Source organism: Pseudomonas sp. NFX5 (assembly GCF_049132125.1).
Lineage (GTDB): Bacteria > Pseudomonadota > Gammaproteobacteria > Pseudomonadales > Pseudomonadaceae > Aquipseudomonas > Aquipseudomonas marginalis.
The window spans coordinates 199,129-216,387 of record NZ_JAFMZG010000020.1; the positions used below are offsets into that span (position 1 = coordinate 199,129).

Genomic DNA, 17,259 nt, shown 5'->3' on the forward strand with positions numbered 1-17,259 from the left:
GGCAGAAAATTCATCGTCGATTCTATTGTTATACTATAACATGTCGAATTATTTCCAACGATGGACCTGCTTATGAATGCGCTGACTCTGCCGGATATTGCCGCGCAGGCTTCACGCCAAGCCTTGCCACTCGACTGGGTGGGCATGTGCGGCATCGCCCTGCCGATCCTCATTGACGGCCAACGCCTGAGCGCCAGCGCCGATGCCGGCGTCAGCCTGGACGATGGCGCCGCCCGTGGCATTCATATGTCACGCCTGTACCTGGCACTGGAGATGCTCGAACAGCAGCCCGTTACGCCTGCACTTCTGCGCAATGTACTGCAGCGGTTTCTCGACAGTCATGAAGATTTATCTAAGAACGCCTACCTGCGTCTGCACACGAATTTACTGCTGAAACGCCCAGCACTGGTCAGCCCATTGGCCGGCTGGAAGGGCTACCCGGTGAGCATCGAAGCGCGCCTGGAAAACCAGATGTTCCACGTGGAACTAAAAATTGACGTTACCTATTCTTCAACCTGCCCCTGTTCCGCCGCCCTCGCCAGGCAGTTGATTCAGCAGCAATTTCTCCAAGACTTCGGTAACACGCCGTTGCAGCATGAAGACGTGCTGTCCTGGCTCGGCAGCGCCAACGGTATCGTCGCCACGCCCCACAGCCAGCGCAGCAGCGCGCAGTTGCACGTGCACCTGCAAGGCGAGCATCTGGCGCTGACCGAGCTGATCAACGCGGCCGAAGCCGCCCTCGGCACCGCCGTACAAACCGCCGTAAAACGCGCGGACGAACAAGCCTTCGCCCTGGCCAACGGGCAGAACCTGATGTTCTGCGAAGACGCCGCCCGCCGCCTTAACCTCGCCTTGAAACGCTCGGATGCGGTCAAAGCCTTCCACCTCAAAGTGATCCACGCCGAAAGCCTGCACGCGCACGATGCCGTGGCTGAAAGCCGCTGGACGAGAAACCCTGCATGATCACCTGCACCGCTTTACGCTGGGGCGCCCCTGGCCAACCGCTCACTCCCGCCGTGGATTTCACCCTGGAAAAAGGCAGCCTCACCGGCGTGATCGGCCCCAACGGCTGCGGCAAAAGCAGCCTGCTCAAAGTCATCGCCGGCCTGCAAAAACCGTTGGCGGGCAAAGTGACCGTGGATGTTCCACGCCGAGGTGGCCTGTCGTTCCTGCCACAGCAACAACACCTTGACCGCCAGTTCCCCATCAGCCTGCAAGAACTGGTCGCCGCCGGCTTCTGGGGCACGCGCCTCACCCCGCAGCAAAGAAGCGAGCGCCTGCAAAAAGTGTTGGAAGACTGGTGCCTCAGTGGCCTGGAACAGCGCCCGCTGATGGCGTTGTCAGGCGGCCAACTACAACGCGCATTGCTCGCTCGCATGAGCCTTGCCGAGTCGCCAGTGTCACTGCTTGACGAGCCCCATGCCGCTCTGGACGAAGAAGGCCAGGCGCTGTGCTGGAGCCATATCCACGCCTGGCACGCCGAAGGCCGGACGTTGGTGGTGGTGTGCCATGACCTGGCTTCCGTACGCCAACACACCCAACAAGTGGTGCAGATCAAAAGCAGCGGCTGCGTGTTCGGTTCCAGCAAAGAGTTGATCCGCCCGCAGCCGCACATGCAGGTGGCCTGATGCACTTCGCCGCCCATCTGTGGATGCCCTTCCTCGACTTCGTCTTCATGCGTCGCGCCCTGATCGGCGGGCTGGTGCTCGCCTGCAGCACCGCTCCGCTCGGCGTATTTCTGATCCTGCGCCGCATGAGCCTGATCGGTGACGCCGTCGCCCACGGCATATTGCCCGGCGCCGCACTGGGCTTCTGGTTCGCGGGCTTGAGCCTCCCCGCGCTGACCATCGGCGGCCTGGGCGCTGGCCTGGGCATGGCCGGCCTGTCGGCGTGGATCACCCGCCGCACCGGCCTGCGCGAAGATGCCAGCCTGGCGGCTATCTACCCCATCTCCCTCGCCGCCGGCGTGTTGATCCTGGGTCTGGCCGGCAAGCGCCTGGACCTGCTGCACCTGCTGTTCGGCTCGGCCCTGGCCGTCGACGAAACCACCCTGACCGGCATGCTCTGGGTTTCCGGGTTCAGCCTGATCGCCATGGCGCTGATCTACAAACCGCTGCTGCTGGACACCCTCGACCCGCTGTTCCTGCAAACCGTCAGCCGCCTTGGCCCCCTGGCCCACGGCTTGTTCCTGACCCTGGTGGTCCTGAACCTGGTGATTGGCTTCCAGGCCATCGGCGCCTTGATGGTGGTGGGTTTGATGATGCTGCCGGCCATCGCTTCACGCTTCTGGAGCCGGCGCCTGCCGGTGTTGATCGCGGTATCGGCGGTGCTGGGATGCCTGTCGGTGTGGTTGGGTTTATTGCTGTCGTTCTACTTCTCGCTGCCCAGCGGCCCGGCGATTGTGCTGGTGGCTGGCGGTGGGTACCTGCTGTCCGTGGTCTTCGGTCCGGTGCACGGCTTGCTGCGCCGCCCGCCTTTGCTTACATCCCAATGAGGTGTTTCCCGATGCGCGCTCTACTCGTGCTGTTCAGTCTGCTGCTGCCGTTGTCGATGGCCCAGGCCGCCGACAAACTCCAGGTGGTTACCAGCTTCAGTATTCTCGATGACATCACCCACCAGATCGGTGGCGATCACATCCAGATCAGCAACATGGTCGGCCCCGACGCCGATGCCCATACCTACGAGCCAACCCCGGACGACGCCAAGGCGCTGCTCAAGGCCAAGCTGATCATCAAGAACGGCCTGGGCTTCGAGCCGTGGCTGGACCGCCTGGTCACCAGCACCGAAACCAAGGCCACGGTGGTCACCGCCAGCAAAGGTGTGATTTCCCACACCATGGAGGAAGACGGCGAAACCATCCCCGACCCGCACGCCTGGCACAACCTGGCCAACGCCGAAATCTATGTGAACAACATCACCAAGGCGCTGGTGGCTGCCGACCCGGCCAACAAGGCCGACTACCTGCGCAACAGCCAGGCCTACCTGAAAGAAATCTACCGCCTGCTGGCCGAAGCCAAGACCAAGTTCGGCGCGCTGCCACCGGGTAACCGTCGCATCGTCACCTCCCATGACGCCTTCGGTTACCTGGGCCAGGCCTATGGCATCCAGTTCCTGGCGCCGCAAGGCCTGTCCACCGAACGTGAACCTTCGGCCGCCGAAGTCGCAGCGCTGATCACCCAGATTCGCAAGGACAACGTCAAGGCCGTGTTCATGGAAAACATCAAGGACTCGCGCCTGCTCAAACAGATCGCCGATGAAAGCGGTGCGCAGATTGGCGGCACGCTGTACTCCGACGCCCTGGCCGCAGAAGGGCCGGCGAGCACCTTCACCGGGCTGTTCGAGTACAACCTCAACACCCTGTGCGCAGCGTTGAGCAAGCCGTGACCCTGAGCATGCTCGAACTGGAAGGGGCTGCCGTTGGCAGCCGCTTTCCACTCGCCGCCGTGCTCGACGCCCTGCCGTGGAACAGCGACGGTCTGATCGCCGCCATCGCCCAGCAACACGGCAGCGGCGAAGTGCTGATGCTGGCCTGGATGAACCGCCAGGCCCTCAACGAAACACTGGATACCGGGCAGGTCTGCTATTGGTCGCGCTCGCGTCGACAGCTGTGGCGCAAAGGCGAAAGCTCCGGCCACTGGCAACAGTTGGTGGAAGCGCGCCTGGATTGTGACGGCGACGCGGTACTGCTGATCGTCGACCAGCAAGGCCCGGCCTGCCACACCGGCCGCCCCACCTGTTTCTACAACGCCATCGACGGCGCCTACGTTCACATCATGACGGAGCCAGTTGCATGATCCGCAAGAACCCTTCCGGCGATCTGCCGGTGATTGCCGAATCGGCCTACGTCGACAAGACCGCGATCATCTGCGGCAAAGTCATCATCGGCGAGAACGTGTTTGTCGGCCCCTACGCCGTGATCCGCGCCGACGAAGTCGACGCCGGCGGCGCCATGGACCCGATCACCATCGGCGCCAATTCCAACATCCAGGACGGCGTGGTCATCCACTCCAAGTCCGGCGCCGCCGTGACCATCGGCGAATTCACATCCATCGCCCACCGCTCCATCGTCCACGGCCCCTGCACCGTCGGCGACCGGGTGTTTATCGGTTTCAACAGCGTGCTGTTCAACTGCGCCGTCGGCGATGGCTGCGTGGTACGCCACAACTCGGTGGTCGACGGCCGTGATTTGCCCGCCGCCTTCTACGTACCCTCCACCACCCGCATCGGGCCGAATACCGACCTGTCGCAATTCCCGCCGGTGAGTGTCAGCGCCTCGGAGTTTTCCGAAGACGTGGCACGTACCAACGTCGACCTGGTGCGCGGTTACAAAGCCCTGCAAAACGAGTTCTGAGCCATGAGCCGCCTGCTGATCCGCAACGCCCGCCTGGTGAACGAAGGCGAGGAATTCGACGCCGACGTGCTGGTCGCCCATGGCCGTATCGAAAAGATCGCCAGCAGCATCGGCGGGAATGCCGCGCCCGTGTCCATCGACGCCCACGGGCAGTGGCTGCTGCCGGGCATGATTGACGACCAGGTGCACTTTCGCGACCCCGGCGCGCCGGACAAGGGCAGCTTCTACAGCGAGTCCCGCGCAGCGGTAGCCGGCGGCATCACCAGCGTCATGGACATGCCCAACACCAACCCGGCCACGCTGAACCTGGAAGCCCTGGCCGATAAAAAGCGCCGCGCGGCCCTGCACTCGGTGGCCAACTACGGCTTTCACTTCGGGGTCAGCAACGACAACCTCGACACCGTCGCCGCCCTCGACCCGCGCGAAGTGGCCGGGGTCAAAGTGTTCATGGGCGCCTCTACCGGCAATATGCTGGTGGACCACCCACGGATCCTGGAACGGCTGTTTGCCGAAGTGCCGACCATTCTGCTGGCCCACTGCGAACACACGCCGAGCATCCAAGCCAACGAGCAGCGCATGCGTGAGCGCTTTGGTGACAGGATCCCCGCCGTCGCCCACCCGCTGATCCGCGATGCCGAAGCCTGCTATCGCTCATCCTCCTTCGCGGTGGAACTGGCCAAGCGTCACGGCACACGCCTGCATGTACTGCACCTGACCAGCGCCCGCGAGTTGGTATTGTTCGAAGACAAACCCCTGGCGCAAAAACGCATTACTGCTGAAGTCTGCGTGCACCACCTGCTGTTCGATGACCGTGACTATCACCGCCTCGGCCACCAGATCAAATGCAACCCGGCGATCAAGACCCGCGCCGACCGCGACGCCCTGCGCCTGGCCTTACTGAGTGATCGTCTGGATGTGATTGGCACTGACCATGCGCCGCATACCTGGGCGCAAAAACAGCTGGGGTATCGTGAAGCGCCCGCGGGTCTGCCCCTGGTGCAACACGCGCTGCCAGCGTTGTTGGAATTGGTGGCCGATGGGCTGCTGCCCCTGACCACCCTGGTGGCCAAGACCAGCCACCGTGTCGCCGACCTGTTTGCCATCCCGGACCGGGGTTACCTGCGCGAAGGGTATTGGGCCGACCTGGTGCTGATCAAACCGGAGCCCGAAGGAAAACCGGTCAGGGACGAGCCGATTCTTGCCCGCTGCGGCTGGACGCCGTTCGCCGAACGCAGCTTTCGCCACAGCGTGAGCACCACCCTGGTCTCCGGCCACCTGGCCTGGCACAACGGCCAGGTGGTCGATAGCTGCCAGGGTTTACCGCTGTACTTTCTGCGTTAAGCGCGAGGCTTGACCGTGCCGCAATCGGTGCCCAGCCATTGGGCGTGGGTATCCAGGCTGCCCTTCTGTTGAACGCCGGTGGCATTGAAGGTGCCGTTGACGGTGGTGGTGAATTCTTTCTGGCTCTGGAAGGTAGCGACGCCGGTGCCCTGGGCTTTCGGGCAACTGAAACGGAATTTCCACTGGTTACCGGTCTTGTCGGTCACTTCCTGTTTGCAGCCCGATTGCGGGTCGGTCAGGGGGATCGAATCAGAGGCGACTTGTGCCGGGGTGAGGCACACCTGCACGCCTTTGCCGGCTATGGTGATGCCTTGTTTTTCCAGCATGGCGCGCTGTTCGGGGGTCATCTGTTGCTTGAGCTGACCGAGGATCAGCGACAGGTCCGGCAGGTCCTGGTTATCGACTTTCATATTGCTGGTGGTCAATTCCCACAAGCCCGGCGCCAGCATCTGCGCCTGCGCTGCCAGCGGCAACGACAAACCTACAACCATGGCCAAACCAAGCAGACGAGCATTCATCGGGTAACTCCTGGGCAATTGTGGGCGTTAGACGCCGCAAAAGTGCCAGTGTTGCACGGCAAATAAAATAGCGACATTCGCAGCCGTTCATGGTCTGTTAGGCATTGGATTGTCTGGAGTACCGTCGTCCATGGATTTCTTTGGCCCGCACCTGCTCGCCTACTTCATCGCCACGCTGCACTTGCTCGGGACTCTCGCCGCGATCCACGCGGTGCTGACCGTCAGGACCGCCCAAGGCTCGATCGCCTGGGCCCTGTCACTGATGTTCATGCCCTATCTCACCTTGATCCCCTACCTGATCTTTGGCCGCAGCACCTTCGACGCGTATATCCAGGCCCGTCGCCAGGCCAACCAGGAAATGCACACCGCGATCACCGAGCTGAACTGGCGCCCGTGGGTCGAGGAGGCTCTCGCCGCGCGCAACTCCAGTGCCTACGCGTCGTTGCGCGCCATGCCCAAGCTGGGCCGCATGCCGTGCCTGGCAAACAATGAAGTGCACTTGCTGATCAACGGCGAGGCCACTTTCAGTGCAATCTTCGACGCCATTCGCAATGCCAAAACCGCCGTGCTGTTCCAGTTCTTCATCATTCATGACGATGAACTCGGTCGTCAGTTACAGGCGCTGTTGAAGGAAAAGGCTGCCCAAGGCGTGGGCATCTACGTCATGTACGACCGAATCGGCAGCCACGCCCTGCCCCATCAGTACGTGCAATCGCTGCGCGACGCCGGGGTGCAGGTCAAGGCGTTCGCCACCCGCAGCGGTTGGCTCAATCGTTTCCAGGTCAACTTCCGCAACCATCGCAAGATCGTGGTGGTGGACGGTGTCACCGGGTTTGTCGGTGGGCACAATGTGGGCGATGAATACCTGGGCAAAAAACCGCCGCTGGCGCCGTGGCGCGATACCCATGTGCAAGTTACCGGCCCGGTAGTGGCCTGCCTGCAGGAGTCGTTTGCCGAGGACTGGTTCTGGGCTGCGCGCGAGCTGCCGCCGCTGATCCTGCCGGACGCCTACCCCGAAGACGGCGTGCTCTGCCAATTGCTCGCCAGCGGCCCGGCCGATCCCTATGAAACCTGTTCGCTGTTTTTCGTCGAGGCCATCCATGCGGCCACCGAGCGCGTGTGGATCACCAGCCCGTATTTCATCCCCGACGAAGCGGTGTTCGCCGCCCTGCGCCTGGCGGTCCTGCGGGGCGTGGACGTGCGCCTGCTGTTGCCATCGCGGCCCGACCACCGCATCGTGTACGCCGCGTCCAGCCTGTATGCGATCGAGGCGGTGCGCGCCGGTGTCCGGGTGTTCCGCTATACGCCGGGTTTTTTGCATCAGAAGGTGGTGCTGGTGGACAACGAGATCAGCGCCATCGGCAGTGCGAACATGGACAACCGTTCATTCCGGCTGAATTTCGAAGTGATGTTGCTGACGGTCGACGAAGCCTTCGCCAAGCAGGTTGAACAGATGCTGCTGGACGACTTCGCCCAGGCCCATGAAGTGAGCCAGGAAGAAAGCCGCGAGACCCGCCGCCTGCAGCAACTGGGCATGCGGGTGGCGCGCTTGATCTCACCGATTCTGTAGGAGCGAGGCGTCCCCCTCGCTCCTACAGTAATCATTCACTTTCAGCGATAAATGTCTTCCCGCGTCCACGGCAGTTCATGGCTGCCATCCGCGTGAGGCTTCACCGCGAGGATCTGGTGCAGGTTGATCCAGCCCCGCGCAAACGCATAGGCACACCCGGCCAGGTACAGCCGCCAGATGCGCAACGCCTGCTCCGGCACCAGCTTCGCCGCCGCTTCCAGGTTGTCTTCCAGGCGCTCGCTCCAATGGTCCAGGGTGCGCGCGTAATGCAGGCGCAGGCTTTCGACATCGACCACTTCCAGCCCGACTTCGCTGATCTCGGCAGTCATCATTGCCAGGTGCGGCAGCTCGCCGTTGGGGAACACATAACGCTCGATAAACTCCCCGGCGCCACGGCCTACGGGCCGGCCGTCGGTGTGCTTGGCGGTAATGCCATGGTTCATCACCAGGCCGCCTTCGCGTACGGCACCAAACAGGGTCTTGCAGTATTGCGCCAGGTTGGCGTGGCCGACGTGCTCGAACATGCCCACGCTCACCACTTTGTCGAAACGACCATCCTGGGGCAGATCGCGGTAGTCGAGCAGTTGCAGGTCGATCTGGTCTTCCAGGCCCTCGGCTTTCACCCGCTCCTTGGCCAATGCCAGCTGTTCCTTGCTCAGGGTGATACCAAACACTTTCACCCCGAACTCACGCGCCGCAAAACGTGCCAGCCCGCCCCAGCCACAGCCTACGTCGAGCAGGTACTCGCCGGGCTGCAAGCGCAACTTGCGACACAGGTGGCGGAATTTGTCTTGCTGGGCCTGGTCGATGGATTCGCTGCCGGTTTCGAAATACCCGCAGGAGTACGCCATGTCCTGGTCCAGCCAGAGCTGGTAGAACGCGTTGGACAGGTCGTAATGGTAGGAAATAGCCGCGGCGTCGGTGACCTTGTCGTGAATCGAGCGCACCGGCAGACTCCCGCCCTCATCCTCGACCAAGGCATGACTGAGCTCATCACAGACCCGGATCACTTCACTGATGGAGCCTTCCAGCTCCAGTTTGCCCTCGACGAAGGCTTCGCCCAACGAGTCGAGCGTGGGGTGGGACAGTTTGGGTACGACCGTGGGGTCCTTCACCACGATGGTCACACTGGGCTCGGGGCCCAAGTTGAATTCATGGCCATCCCAGAGTCGAAGACGCAGCGGCAGCTGTAGATTCTGTAAGGCCGGTGGAAGTTGCGCGAGCATGAGTAGTCCCCCCTTGTTTCAGACGTCTGGAATGAGGGTAGACCATCCCGATAAAAAGTAGGAGGCTATCGATTTGATAGCGTTCTTCTATGGGGCCCGGCGCTGGAGCAAACCGTCCTGGATCCACTGTTTCAGCCATGTCACCGCTTGCAGTGGTGCACCCTCTCCATAAGTGACTGCCAGTTGCGCACACAGTTCTGCGAAGCGCCAACCGGTCGTCACCATCCCCGCCAGCGCAAACGCCTCGGCCGGTCCCAGGCTGCGATAACGGCACACATTCTGATCGCGCCATACCAGGCAGATCTGTGCGAAGTCCAAGGTGTGGCTGTCGGGGAAATCCGCGCCATCCTTGCTGGCACGCCAGATGGCCACGGTGTTGAAGTGGCAAAGCCGCTGCTGCACCGATGGTGTCAGGGAGACCTGCAAACCGGGCCAATCCTCGGGCGGCAGCACCGCCATATCATCCTGGGTCAGCGGCTCACCCTGCGGCGCATCGAACGCCAGGGTGAAGGCCCACTCCAACTGGGCCAGTTCAACCAGCGGCGCACTTTGCTCGGCCACCAGGTGCTCGTGGATAAACGCCGGAAACCGTTCGCCCAGCCAGCGCAGGCTGTAGTGAGCCGAGGGATAACGACGCACATAGGCTTGCGTCAGCAGCGCAAACTCATCATCCCCCAGCCAATACCGGATGGCGCTGAAGTCGTGCCGCAACACCTCCTGCAGCCGTGCCAGATAAGCGTTGTGGTAGATCGCCAGGCCGGTGTCCACGTCCAGCGTCGGCCCACCCAATAACGTGGCGGCAAAGCCATTGGTGGTATCTGGCGTCTGCGCTGACAGGTGCTGTTCAAAGGCCAACTGCCAGTCGATCAGGCGCATAACGACCTCCGGGCCAAGGCTGCGGCGCCTAGCTTGCGGGCCTTTTCCAGCTCGGTGAGGAGCTCTTCGAACGGCGGGAAATGGTCATCGCGCTCCAACAGCGTTGAGACCGGCCCGAAATGCTCCAGGGTCTGTTGATACAACGCCCACACCGGATCGCACACCGGATGGTCGTGGGTATCGACCACGTAGTCGCCGTAATCCATATGCCCTGCCAGATGCAGCTGGCGGATGCTGTCGGGCGGCAGGTTGCGGATAAAGGTCCAGGCATCGAAGCCATGGTTGCGCGCACTGACATACACATTGTTAACGTCAAGCAGCAACTGGCAGCCCGACAGGTGGGCCAGGGCATTGAGGAATTCCCATTCGGTGAATTCATCCGCCTTGGCACGCACATAACTGGAGACGTTTTCCAGCACCAGCGGGCGCTGCAACACATCCTGCACTTGGCGAACGCGAGCAGCTACGTAGTAGAGGCTTTCTTCGGTGTAAGGCAGGGGCAGCAGGTCATGCAACTGGTGCGCGCTGCCACGGCTCCAGCACAAATGATCGGAAATCCACGCGGGCTGGATGCGCTCCGCGAGCTGCTTGAGGTGTTTCAGGTAGTCCATGTCGACGGGGTGGGGGCCGCCGATGGACAGGGACACACCGTGCATCACCAACGGGTAACGCTCGGCTATCGCATCCAGGTAGTACAAGGCTTTACCGCCCTGCACCAGATAGTTCTCGGAGATCACTTCGAACCAATCCACGGCCGGAGCTTGTTCAAGGATCTGCTGGTAGTACTCACTGCGTAAACCCAGGCCGTAACCCAGACTTGGAAGGGACGCGGACATGACTCGCTCCTGGGCAAAGTGTCCGCAGCGGTGGGGGCTGCCGCTGCGGTTGCACTCGTTTGCCGGTTATTCGCCGACTTTGCCGCCCGCTGCGTCACAGGCGGCCTTGGTCATGGCCTTGAAGCCGTGGCCCTTGCACACCGCCTGGCCTTTGCAGGCGTTTTCAGCGGTTTTGCAGTCGTTCATGCCTTTGCAGGACGTCACGCCGTAGCAATGCACTTGCGCATCGGCGGCTTGTACCTGGGTCGCAACACCGGCAAACATGGTGGCGGCGGCCATCGCCAGGGCAGCACCAGCAGCAGCGGATTTAATCTTCATTCTCGTATTCCTCATGATCGGTAGTGGCGTCGGTCTGAACGGATTGCCCAGTCTCGACACAGCACTAGAGTGAGGCCCCTTATCGGCGTTACAGCCGTGTGCAAATATTTCTGAAATTAATCCTCAAGCTTCGACAGCGGCTCCTGAAACCGCAGCAAACGCCCGGCATTGCCCAGTACCAGCAAGGTGCTGAGGTTATGCAACACCGCCGCAATCATCGCCCCCGCAGCGCCCAACCAGCCAAAGGCGGCAAACACCACGATGGCCAGGGTCCAGCCCAGGCCGATGACCACGTTGACCTGCAACGTACGCCGGCACTGGCGACTCAAGCGCACACAGGTGCCCAGGCGCCGCAGGTCGCTGCCGATCAACACCACATCCGCCGAGGCCAGCGCAATGTCCGCCCCGCCCGCGCCCATGGCCACGCCGACCACGCCCGCCTTGAGCGCCAGGGAATCGTTGATCCCATCACCGACCACCATGGGCCGGAAGCCGCTGCCGATTTCCCCCAGCACGCGGTTGAGCTTGTCTTCCGGCAACGCCTGGGCTTCGACATCGCTGATGCCCACGTCCAGCGCCAGGCTGTCGGCCACGCTTTGACGGTCGCCAGTCAGCAGCAGTTGGCGACCCAGGCCCAAATCCCGCAACTCTTGCAGGGCCTGGCGCGCCTCCGGCTTGACGCTGTCGGCCAGCAGCAGCCAGGCCAGGAACTGCCCGTTCAGGGCCAGCCCGGCAATCGGGCCGTCATGGTTGGGCACCGTCGTCGTGACAATACCCAATTGCTCGAACAACTCGGGACGGCCCAACGCCGCTTCGCCCTGCTCGGTCTGTGCCACAACGCCCAGGCCCTGGCGCTCGCGAATATCCGTGAGCGCCAGCAGTTGCGCCTGAGTCGCCAACCCCGCCAACGCACGGCTGACCGGGTGGCTACTGGCCGAACCGAGGCTGGCCGCCAGGTTGAGCAGCGCCTGGCGATCGGTCGACGAGGTCTCGATGGACTGCAAACGCAGGGTGCCAAAAGTCAGGGTGCCGGTCTTGTCCACCACCAGCGAGGTCAGGTCCGCCAACTCTTCGAGGAACGCCGAGCTGCGAATCAGGATCCCATGCCGGGCCGCCACGGCGATTCCGGCAATCGCCGTCGCCGGTGCCGACAGCACCAGGGCGCAGGGGCACGCCGCCACCAGCACCGCGAGCATCGCCTGGGCGTCATTGGTCACAAACCAGGTTACTGCCGCCAGCAGCAATACCAACACCATATAGCTGCCCGCGTAACGCTCCAGCAGCCGCGTGATCGGCGGCTTGGAACGTTCGGCGTTCTGCATCAGCGCGATGACTTTGCCCAGGGTCGACTCATTGCCGGTACGTGTCACTTGCAGGCGCAACAGGCCATCGAGGTTGATCGCCCCGCCAAACACCTGCACACCCACACTAGCTTCCAACGGCACCGACTCACCGGTGATCGGCGCCGTGTCCAGGCTCGCCTGGCCCGACAGCACCACGCCATCGGCGGGCACCCGATCACCGGCGCGCACCTCGACGATATCGCCGGTGCTCAGGGTGCCGTTATCCACTTCGATGATGCTGCCGTCGGCCTGCACCCGCCGCGCATGGCTGCGGGTCAGTTTGCCCAGGGCATGAATCGCCTCCTGGGAGCCGATCACACTGCGCTCTTCCAATACGTGGCCGAAGATCATGATGATCGGCAGCAGCGCGGCGGTGAGCAGATCGCCGGTGGCCCAGGCGCCGAGCATCGCCAGGGCGATCAGTTGGTCGGTAATGCCATGCAGGCTGGGAAAACGCAGGCTGTACCAGGCCGAGCGCATCACCGGCACCGCCACCAGCAACGAGGCCACACCGAGCAGCAACTGGCTGACGCCCGTCTGGTCCGGCGCCAGCCAGCGCCATACCAGGCCCAGCGTCAGCAAGCCCAGGGCGAGCATGGCCAGGGTCAATTGTCGGGCAGCGCTGCGCTGTTCGGCGGAGGTCAGCATGGGTGCGCTCATTGTTCGGCTCCCTGGATGATCAAGCGGGAGTCGTCTTTAGGATCGACCGTGGTCACCGAACCGGCCTGGCCGAGAATCTTCGGCATACGCTCGCGGTACAGGCGCAACAGCAAGCCCGGGTCTTTGACCTGGGCCAGGCTGGCGACCGTGGCCGTTTGCGCCTGGGCATTGGCCAGGCGTTCACTGGCCTGGGCGTGGGCAACCTGCACCAGGCGGTCGGCCTGCTGGTTGGCGGTCTGGGTGAGTTTTTCCGCTTCGGTCCGGGCGTTTGCCACGGCTTTGTCGGCTTGTTGACTGGCGGTGAGTACGGCGTTGAATGCGTTCACCGCCGGGCCCGGCAGGCTCGATTGCACATCGACCCGCGTCACCTCGATGCCCAGCCCCAGACCGGTGGCGGCCAACTCGGCCAGGCGCTTGTTGATGCCTTGCACCAAGTCACCCCGCAGCCGCTCGCGACGCTCGGCGGCGCCGTTGTCGGTACCGATCAATTCGGGGCGCGCCACCAGGATCGTGTCCAGATCGCGCGCCGCCGTCAGGGCCACGGCGCTGCGGGTCACCAGGCGATCCAGGGCCGGCAGCACATGCGCGCCCTGCAACACAAAGGCGTAGGGTTCGGTGACCTTGTAGAACACCCGCACATCCAGCTGCACCACTCCGGCATCGCCGGTCAGCAGGTAGCCGGAGCCGGCCAGGGCATCGCTCAAGGGCGTGGCGAAACTGGCCACACGATCAGCCTGCACCGCCGCATCGGAACGCAACAGGTTCTCCACCCGACGCTCGATCACCCGGTCGGCCGCCGGCAATAACACCACCTGCTCGAACGGCTGCGGCCAGGCCAGCAGCAGCCCGGCATTCTGGATGCGGTCGAGGGCGCCGAAGTGCAGCACCACCGCACGGTTCTGCGGGTCGATCTGCCGCACATTGGAAAACGCCCATGCCAATGCGGCCAACACCGTCACCGCGTACAACGCCAGGAACGTCAGGCGCCCGGCCTGGATCCAGGGGCTGTCCGGGCTGTCACGCTCGGTCATGGCTGAACGTCCTTGGGCCCGTCCACCAACGCGCGAAAGGGCGCGGCGTCGGTGCGCAGGATGATTTTGGTGCCGGGGGTCACGACCGTGCCCAGGGTATCCAGGGAGCGCAGCAGGTTATACAGCTGCGGATTGCCGGCGTAGGCACGCCCATAAATCTGCGCGGCTTCGACCCGCGACTGGGCTTCGATGTCGGCGGCTTTCACCGTGGCATCGGCCTGCACGATGCGCGCATCACGCTCAGCCGCGGAGCGAATCTGCGCGGCCTCGCGCTTGCCCACGGCCGTGCGTTCGGTGGCGATGGTTTCACGCTCGGCACGCATGCGGTCGACGGTGGCGGTCAGCGTGACCGACGGCAACGTCAGGCGCTCGATCCCCACCTGCGCCACTCGTACGCCATAGGTGGTGAGCAATTGTTGATCAATCTGCTGGCGCAACTGCGCCTCGAAATCGGCGATGCGCACCTGGCTGGCGTCGGTGTTGATCAAGCTCGACAGGTCAAAACTGGCCGCCGTGGTTTCCAGTGCCGAGCCGACGAAGGTGCGAATCTGCCGCGCCGCCTCATCCGGCTGGTTCTGCACCGCGCGCATAAAGCGCTGCACATTGTCGGCATCGCCCTGCACCTGCCACGCCACATAGGCCTGCACGATAATCCGCAGGCCGTCGCGTGTGCCCACATCCTGCAAGCCGCTGGAGGTGGTGCGCAGGCGCAAGTCCACCGGGATCGCCGCTTCGAACGGCGCCGGCCAGCGCCAGCCCAGGCCCGGTTCCAACAACACCCGCGACGGGTTGCCGAAGCGGGTAATCACCGTGGCTTCGCCGGAGCGCACCTGCACCAGGCTCGCCGCCGCCACCGCGAACAGCACCAGCAACACCGCCCAGGCCATACGCCGCCAAGGGAAAGGACCCGCCGCCTGTTCATCACCGTGATGAGGGTGATGGTGGCCGTGGTGGTGACCATGATCGTGAGAATGAGCGCTCAACAGACAGACTCCTTATTGAACGGCTTTACGCGGCAGCGAAGGGTCGGCCGGCAAAGTAAAAGAACGCAGATCAATCGTCGGTGCACCTTCGGCGCCCAGGCGGTGATCCAGAATAAGCAGCTTGGCGTGGGCCAGGCCCAGGCTGAGTTGGCCCAGGTACTGTTCCAGCACAAAGGCCCGACCGGCCGCGGCGTAGGCCTTTTGTTCGGCGGTAAAGCGCAGGTCGGCGGCTTGGGCACCGGCATTCACTTCGCGGGCGGTGGCCAAGGCCTGGTCGCGGGCGGTGCTGGCTTGCAGCAAGGCCTGGTTGGTGTGTTCGCTGGCGGCGCCGCGCTCGCGGGAGATCAGGGCCTGGGCGCCGATCTGCGCGGCTTGCACGCCGTGGTAGGCATTGGCCGCGCCGGCCGGTGGGTGGATGGCTTCCACGACAGTGGCGAGGATTTCCACGCCGCTGTCGAGTTTCTGCAAATCCGCCTGCACGGCGCGGCCGATTTCGTCGGCCAGGCGGGTGCGTTGTTCGCCGAGCAATTCGTCGAGGGTACGCGAGGCAAAATCGTGCACCAGGATGCGGCTGGCGGTGCTGCGGATCAGGGTCGGCACATCCGCGCTGTTATAAGTGGCGGCGAGTGCGGCCTGGTCGGTGAGGCCGATGCGGTAAACGAAGCGCACATCCATATTGACGATCTGGAAGCTCTGCTTGTCGCCGCTGCTGCTGGCGATCACCTGGGATTTGTCATTCACATGGCTGGCGTCCCACAGCCGATTGGCAACCAGCGGTGCCGGGCCTTCGGCTGACGCCAGCTCCGGTGCGGCGGCCTCGCTGACGCTGGTGGCCAACTCATGCACCACGCCGTTCTCGATGTTTAACACACGACCCAAAGGCCACGGCAACCCGGCATGCAGGCCAGGGCCGAACACCTCGACGGGTTTGCCAAAGCGCTCATAAATCCCACGGCCTTGCAGGGGCACTTCATGCACGCCGGTCAGCGCCCAGCCGACCGCCAGCACCACCAGCAGCACCGGCAAAAACGCCCGGCGCATGTAGGTAAACGCCCAGATCTGGCGCAGGTCGATGCCGAAACGGTTGTGTAATTCGCGCTGCAACGCCAGCAGCGGTTGTGGCGGCCAGCGCAGCAACCCGGCGATGAAGCTTTGCGCCATCAACCGTGGTTCAAGGCGCGGCTGGCGCGGGCTGAACAGCGACAGCAGGCCTCTTAATAGAAACTCCACCGCCACCAGCGCCGGCAACAGCCCGACCAGCACCGCCAGGCGCAACGGCCAGACCGACTCAGCCCCGGCAAACAGCAGGCAAATGGCACTGACCACCAGGCAGATAATCGCCACCCGACTCAACTGCGCCAGTTGCGCGGCTTCCGGCCACTGGGCCGTGGTTTCCTGAGCCAGGCGCCGTTCGAACACCAGCAAGCCAAACGCCAGGGCCAACGCCAATGCCGCCCCCACGCTGGCCGCTTGGCCGACAGGCGCCGAGGACAGGCCCAGGTTCCAGAATTCGATGATGCTGACCAGCGCCAGCAGCGACCAGCCGCCCAGCCACAAGACCGGGGCGCCGATCTGCCGGCCAAAGCGTTCCACAAGGCGCGCGTAGCGACCCGTTTCTTCAACGGGCAATTCGGCCGCCGGCGCCTCCAGCGCCTGGGCCCGCCAATCGGCCACCCACCACGCCGACTGCAGCCCTGCCACCAGCACCAGCAGGGCCGATGCGCAGTTGATCAACACCACCGGCCAGATCGACAACGGTGCAAACAGCGCGACAAACAACGCCAGCACCCAACCGACTACGGCCAGTACTGTCAGACTGATACCGGCTTGCCGCAATCGGCGGGCATGGAACAGCCCTTGCTGAAAACGCGGCAGGCCTTCCACCGAAGCGCCGTCCGCCTCTAGATCCACTTGCATCCACTCACGCCCGCTTGTACACAATTCGTTACGATATAACACGCGGCGTGAAATTTTTGTTCGTTAAACAGGGTTTTTGAACATGGCAGAAATCTCCTGTGGGAGGGGGCTTGCTCCCGATGGCGATGGGTCAGCCGGCACATGCATCAACCGGTAGACCGCCATCGGGGTGTAGAACCGTAGACATCGTTTACATCTGAAACCGGGGACATCGTTTACACATTTGAGGCCTGGACGCGGGTCATACCTCGTCCAAGCCTCCCCAAGGGATAATCACACAGGTACAAAT

Annotated in this window: 17 protein-coding genes; 8 read left to right on the forward strand and 9 right to left on the reverse strand. The window is 63.3% G+C overall.

Annotation, left to right across the window (positions count from 1 at the left end; all coding sequences use genetic code 11):
- The first annotated feature begins 72 nt into the window (after positions 1-72).
- Genes folE2 through J1N02_RS13085 form a run of 7 tightly spaced genes read left to right on the forward strand, consistent with a single transcriptional unit; the run spans position 73 to position 5,692 of the window.
- Complete coding sequence (gene folE2, locus J1N02_RS13055; protein ID WP_027608207.1) at positions 73-963, forward strand: GTP cyclohydrolase FolE2; 891 nt, start codon at positions 73-75, stop codon at positions 961-963.
- Positions 960-1,628, forward strand: a complete 669-nt coding sequence (locus J1N02_RS13060; protein ID WP_414887656.1) for a metal ABC transporter ATP-binding protein — start codon at positions 960-962, stop codon at positions 1,626-1,628. Before folE2 ends, J1N02_RS13060 begins: the two co-directional genes overlap by 4 nt.
- On the forward strand, positions 1,628-2,494 hold the full coding sequence (locus tag J1N02_RS13065) for a metal ABC transporter permease (protein ID WP_027608205.1): 867 nt from the start codon (positions 1,628-1,630) through the stop codon (positions 2,492-2,494). Before J1N02_RS13060 ends, J1N02_RS13065 begins: the two co-directional genes overlap by 1 nt.
- An 11-nt stretch (positions 2,495-2,505) precedes the next feature.
- Entirely contained in the window at positions 2,506-3,384 is an 879-nt protein-coding gene (locus tag J1N02_RS13070; RefSeq protein ID WP_414887658.1) for a metal ABC transporter substrate-binding protein, read from the forward strand.
- Positions 3,381-3,794 carry a phosphoribosyl-AMP cyclohydrolase gene (hisI, locus tag J1N02_RS13075; RefSeq protein WP_027608203.1) on the forward strand — a complete coding sequence of 138 codons (414 nt, stop codon included), beginning with the start codon at positions 3,381-3,383 and terminating at the stop codon, positions 3,792-3,794. The genes J1N02_RS13070 and hisI overlap by 4 nt, the downstream gene beginning before the upstream one ends.
- The gene (locus tag J1N02_RS13080) at positions 3,791-4,351 is read left to right on the forward strand and encodes a DapH/DapD/GlmU-related protein (RefSeq protein WP_027608202.1); all 561 of its coding nucleotides are present in this window, start codon (positions 3,791-3,793) and stop codon (positions 4,349-4,351) included. Before hisI ends, J1N02_RS13080 begins: the two co-directional genes overlap by 4 nt.
- 3 nt (positions 4,352-4,354) lie before the next feature.
- A complete protein-coding gene (locus J1N02_RS13085; RefSeq protein ID WP_414887659.1) occupies positions 4,355-5,692 on the forward strand; it encodes a dihydroorotase in 1,338 nt (445 codons plus the stop codon).
- Here the strand turns inward: J1N02_RS13085 and J1N02_RS13090 are convergent.
- A complete protein-coding gene (locus tag J1N02_RS13090; RefSeq protein ID WP_421147400.1) occupies positions 5,689-6,210 on the reverse strand; it encodes a DUF3617 domain-containing protein in 522 nt (173 codons plus the stop codon). The two genes, J1N02_RS13085 and J1N02_RS13090, sit on opposite strands and share 4 nt — an antisense overlap.
- 130 nt (positions 6,211-6,340) lie before the next feature.
- Between J1N02_RS13090 and cls the strand changes: the two genes are divergently transcribed.
- Complete coding sequence (cls, locus tag J1N02_RS13095; RefSeq protein WP_108573491.1) at positions 6,341-7,780, forward strand: cardiolipin synthase; 1,440 nt, start codon at positions 6,341-6,343, stop codon at positions 7,778-7,780.
- A gap of 41 nt (positions 7,781-7,821) precedes the next feature.
- Here the strand turns inward: cls and cfaB are convergent, their stop codons facing one another.
- The 8 genes from cfaB to hflK (J1N02_RS13135) all read right to left on the reverse strand — a co-directional run bounded on the left by cfaB (position 7,822) and on the right by hflK (J1N02_RS13135) (position 16,970).
- Entirely contained in the window at positions 7,822-9,006 is a 1,185-nt protein-coding gene (gene cfaB, locus J1N02_RS13100; RefSeq protein WP_027608198.1) for a C17 cyclopropane fatty acid synthase CfaB, read from the reverse strand.
- Between the two features lie 87 nt (positions 9,007-9,093).
- Positions 9,094-9,882 carry a putative DNA-binding domain-containing protein gene (locus J1N02_RS13105; protein WP_414887660.1) on the reverse strand — a complete coding sequence of 263 codons (789 nt, stop codon included), beginning with the start codon at positions 9,880-9,882 and terminating at the stop codon, positions 9,094-9,096.
- Positions 9,873-10,718, reverse strand: coding sequence for a DUF692 domain-containing protein (locus tag J1N02_RS13110; protein WP_027608196.1), 846 nt, complete (start codon positions 10,716-10,718; stop codon positions 9,873-9,875). The genes J1N02_RS13105 and J1N02_RS13110 overlap by 10 nt, the downstream gene beginning before the upstream one ends.
- 66 nt (positions 10,719-10,784) lie before the next feature.
- The gene (locus tag J1N02_RS13115) at positions 10,785-11,036 is read right to left on the reverse strand and encodes a membrane protein (protein WP_027608195.1); all 252 of its coding nucleotides are present in this window, start codon (positions 11,034-11,036) and stop codon (positions 10,785-10,787) included.
- A 116-nt stretch (positions 11,037-11,152) separates the two neighbouring features.
- Positions 11,153-13,039: a cation-translocating P-type ATPase gene (locus J1N02_RS13120; RefSeq protein WP_092355971.1), complete on the reverse strand. Its 1,887-nt coding sequence runs from the start codon at positions 13,037-13,039 to the stop codon at positions 11,153-11,155.
- Entirely contained in the window at positions 13,036-14,070 is a 1,035-nt protein-coding gene (gene hflK / locus J1N02_RS13125) for a protease modulator HflK (RefSeq protein WP_092355974.1), read from the reverse strand. The genes J1N02_RS13120 and hflK (J1N02_RS13125) overlap by 4 nt, the downstream gene beginning before the upstream one ends.
- Positions 14,067-15,053 (reverse strand): protease modulator HflC, encoded by a 987-nt coding sequence (gene hflC, locus J1N02_RS13130; RefSeq protein ID WP_027608192.1) that lies wholly within the window; start codon positions 15,051-15,053, stop codon positions 14,067-14,069. The genes hflK (J1N02_RS13125) and hflC overlap by 4 nt, the downstream gene beginning before the upstream one ends.
- A 12-nt stretch (positions 15,054-15,065) precedes the next feature.
- Complete coding sequence (gene hflK, locus J1N02_RS13135; protein WP_092355977.1) at positions 15,066-16,970, reverse strand: protease modulator HflK; 1,905 nt, start codon at positions 16,968-16,970, stop codon at positions 15,066-15,068.
- Positions 16,971-17,259 lie beyond the last annotated feature (289 nt).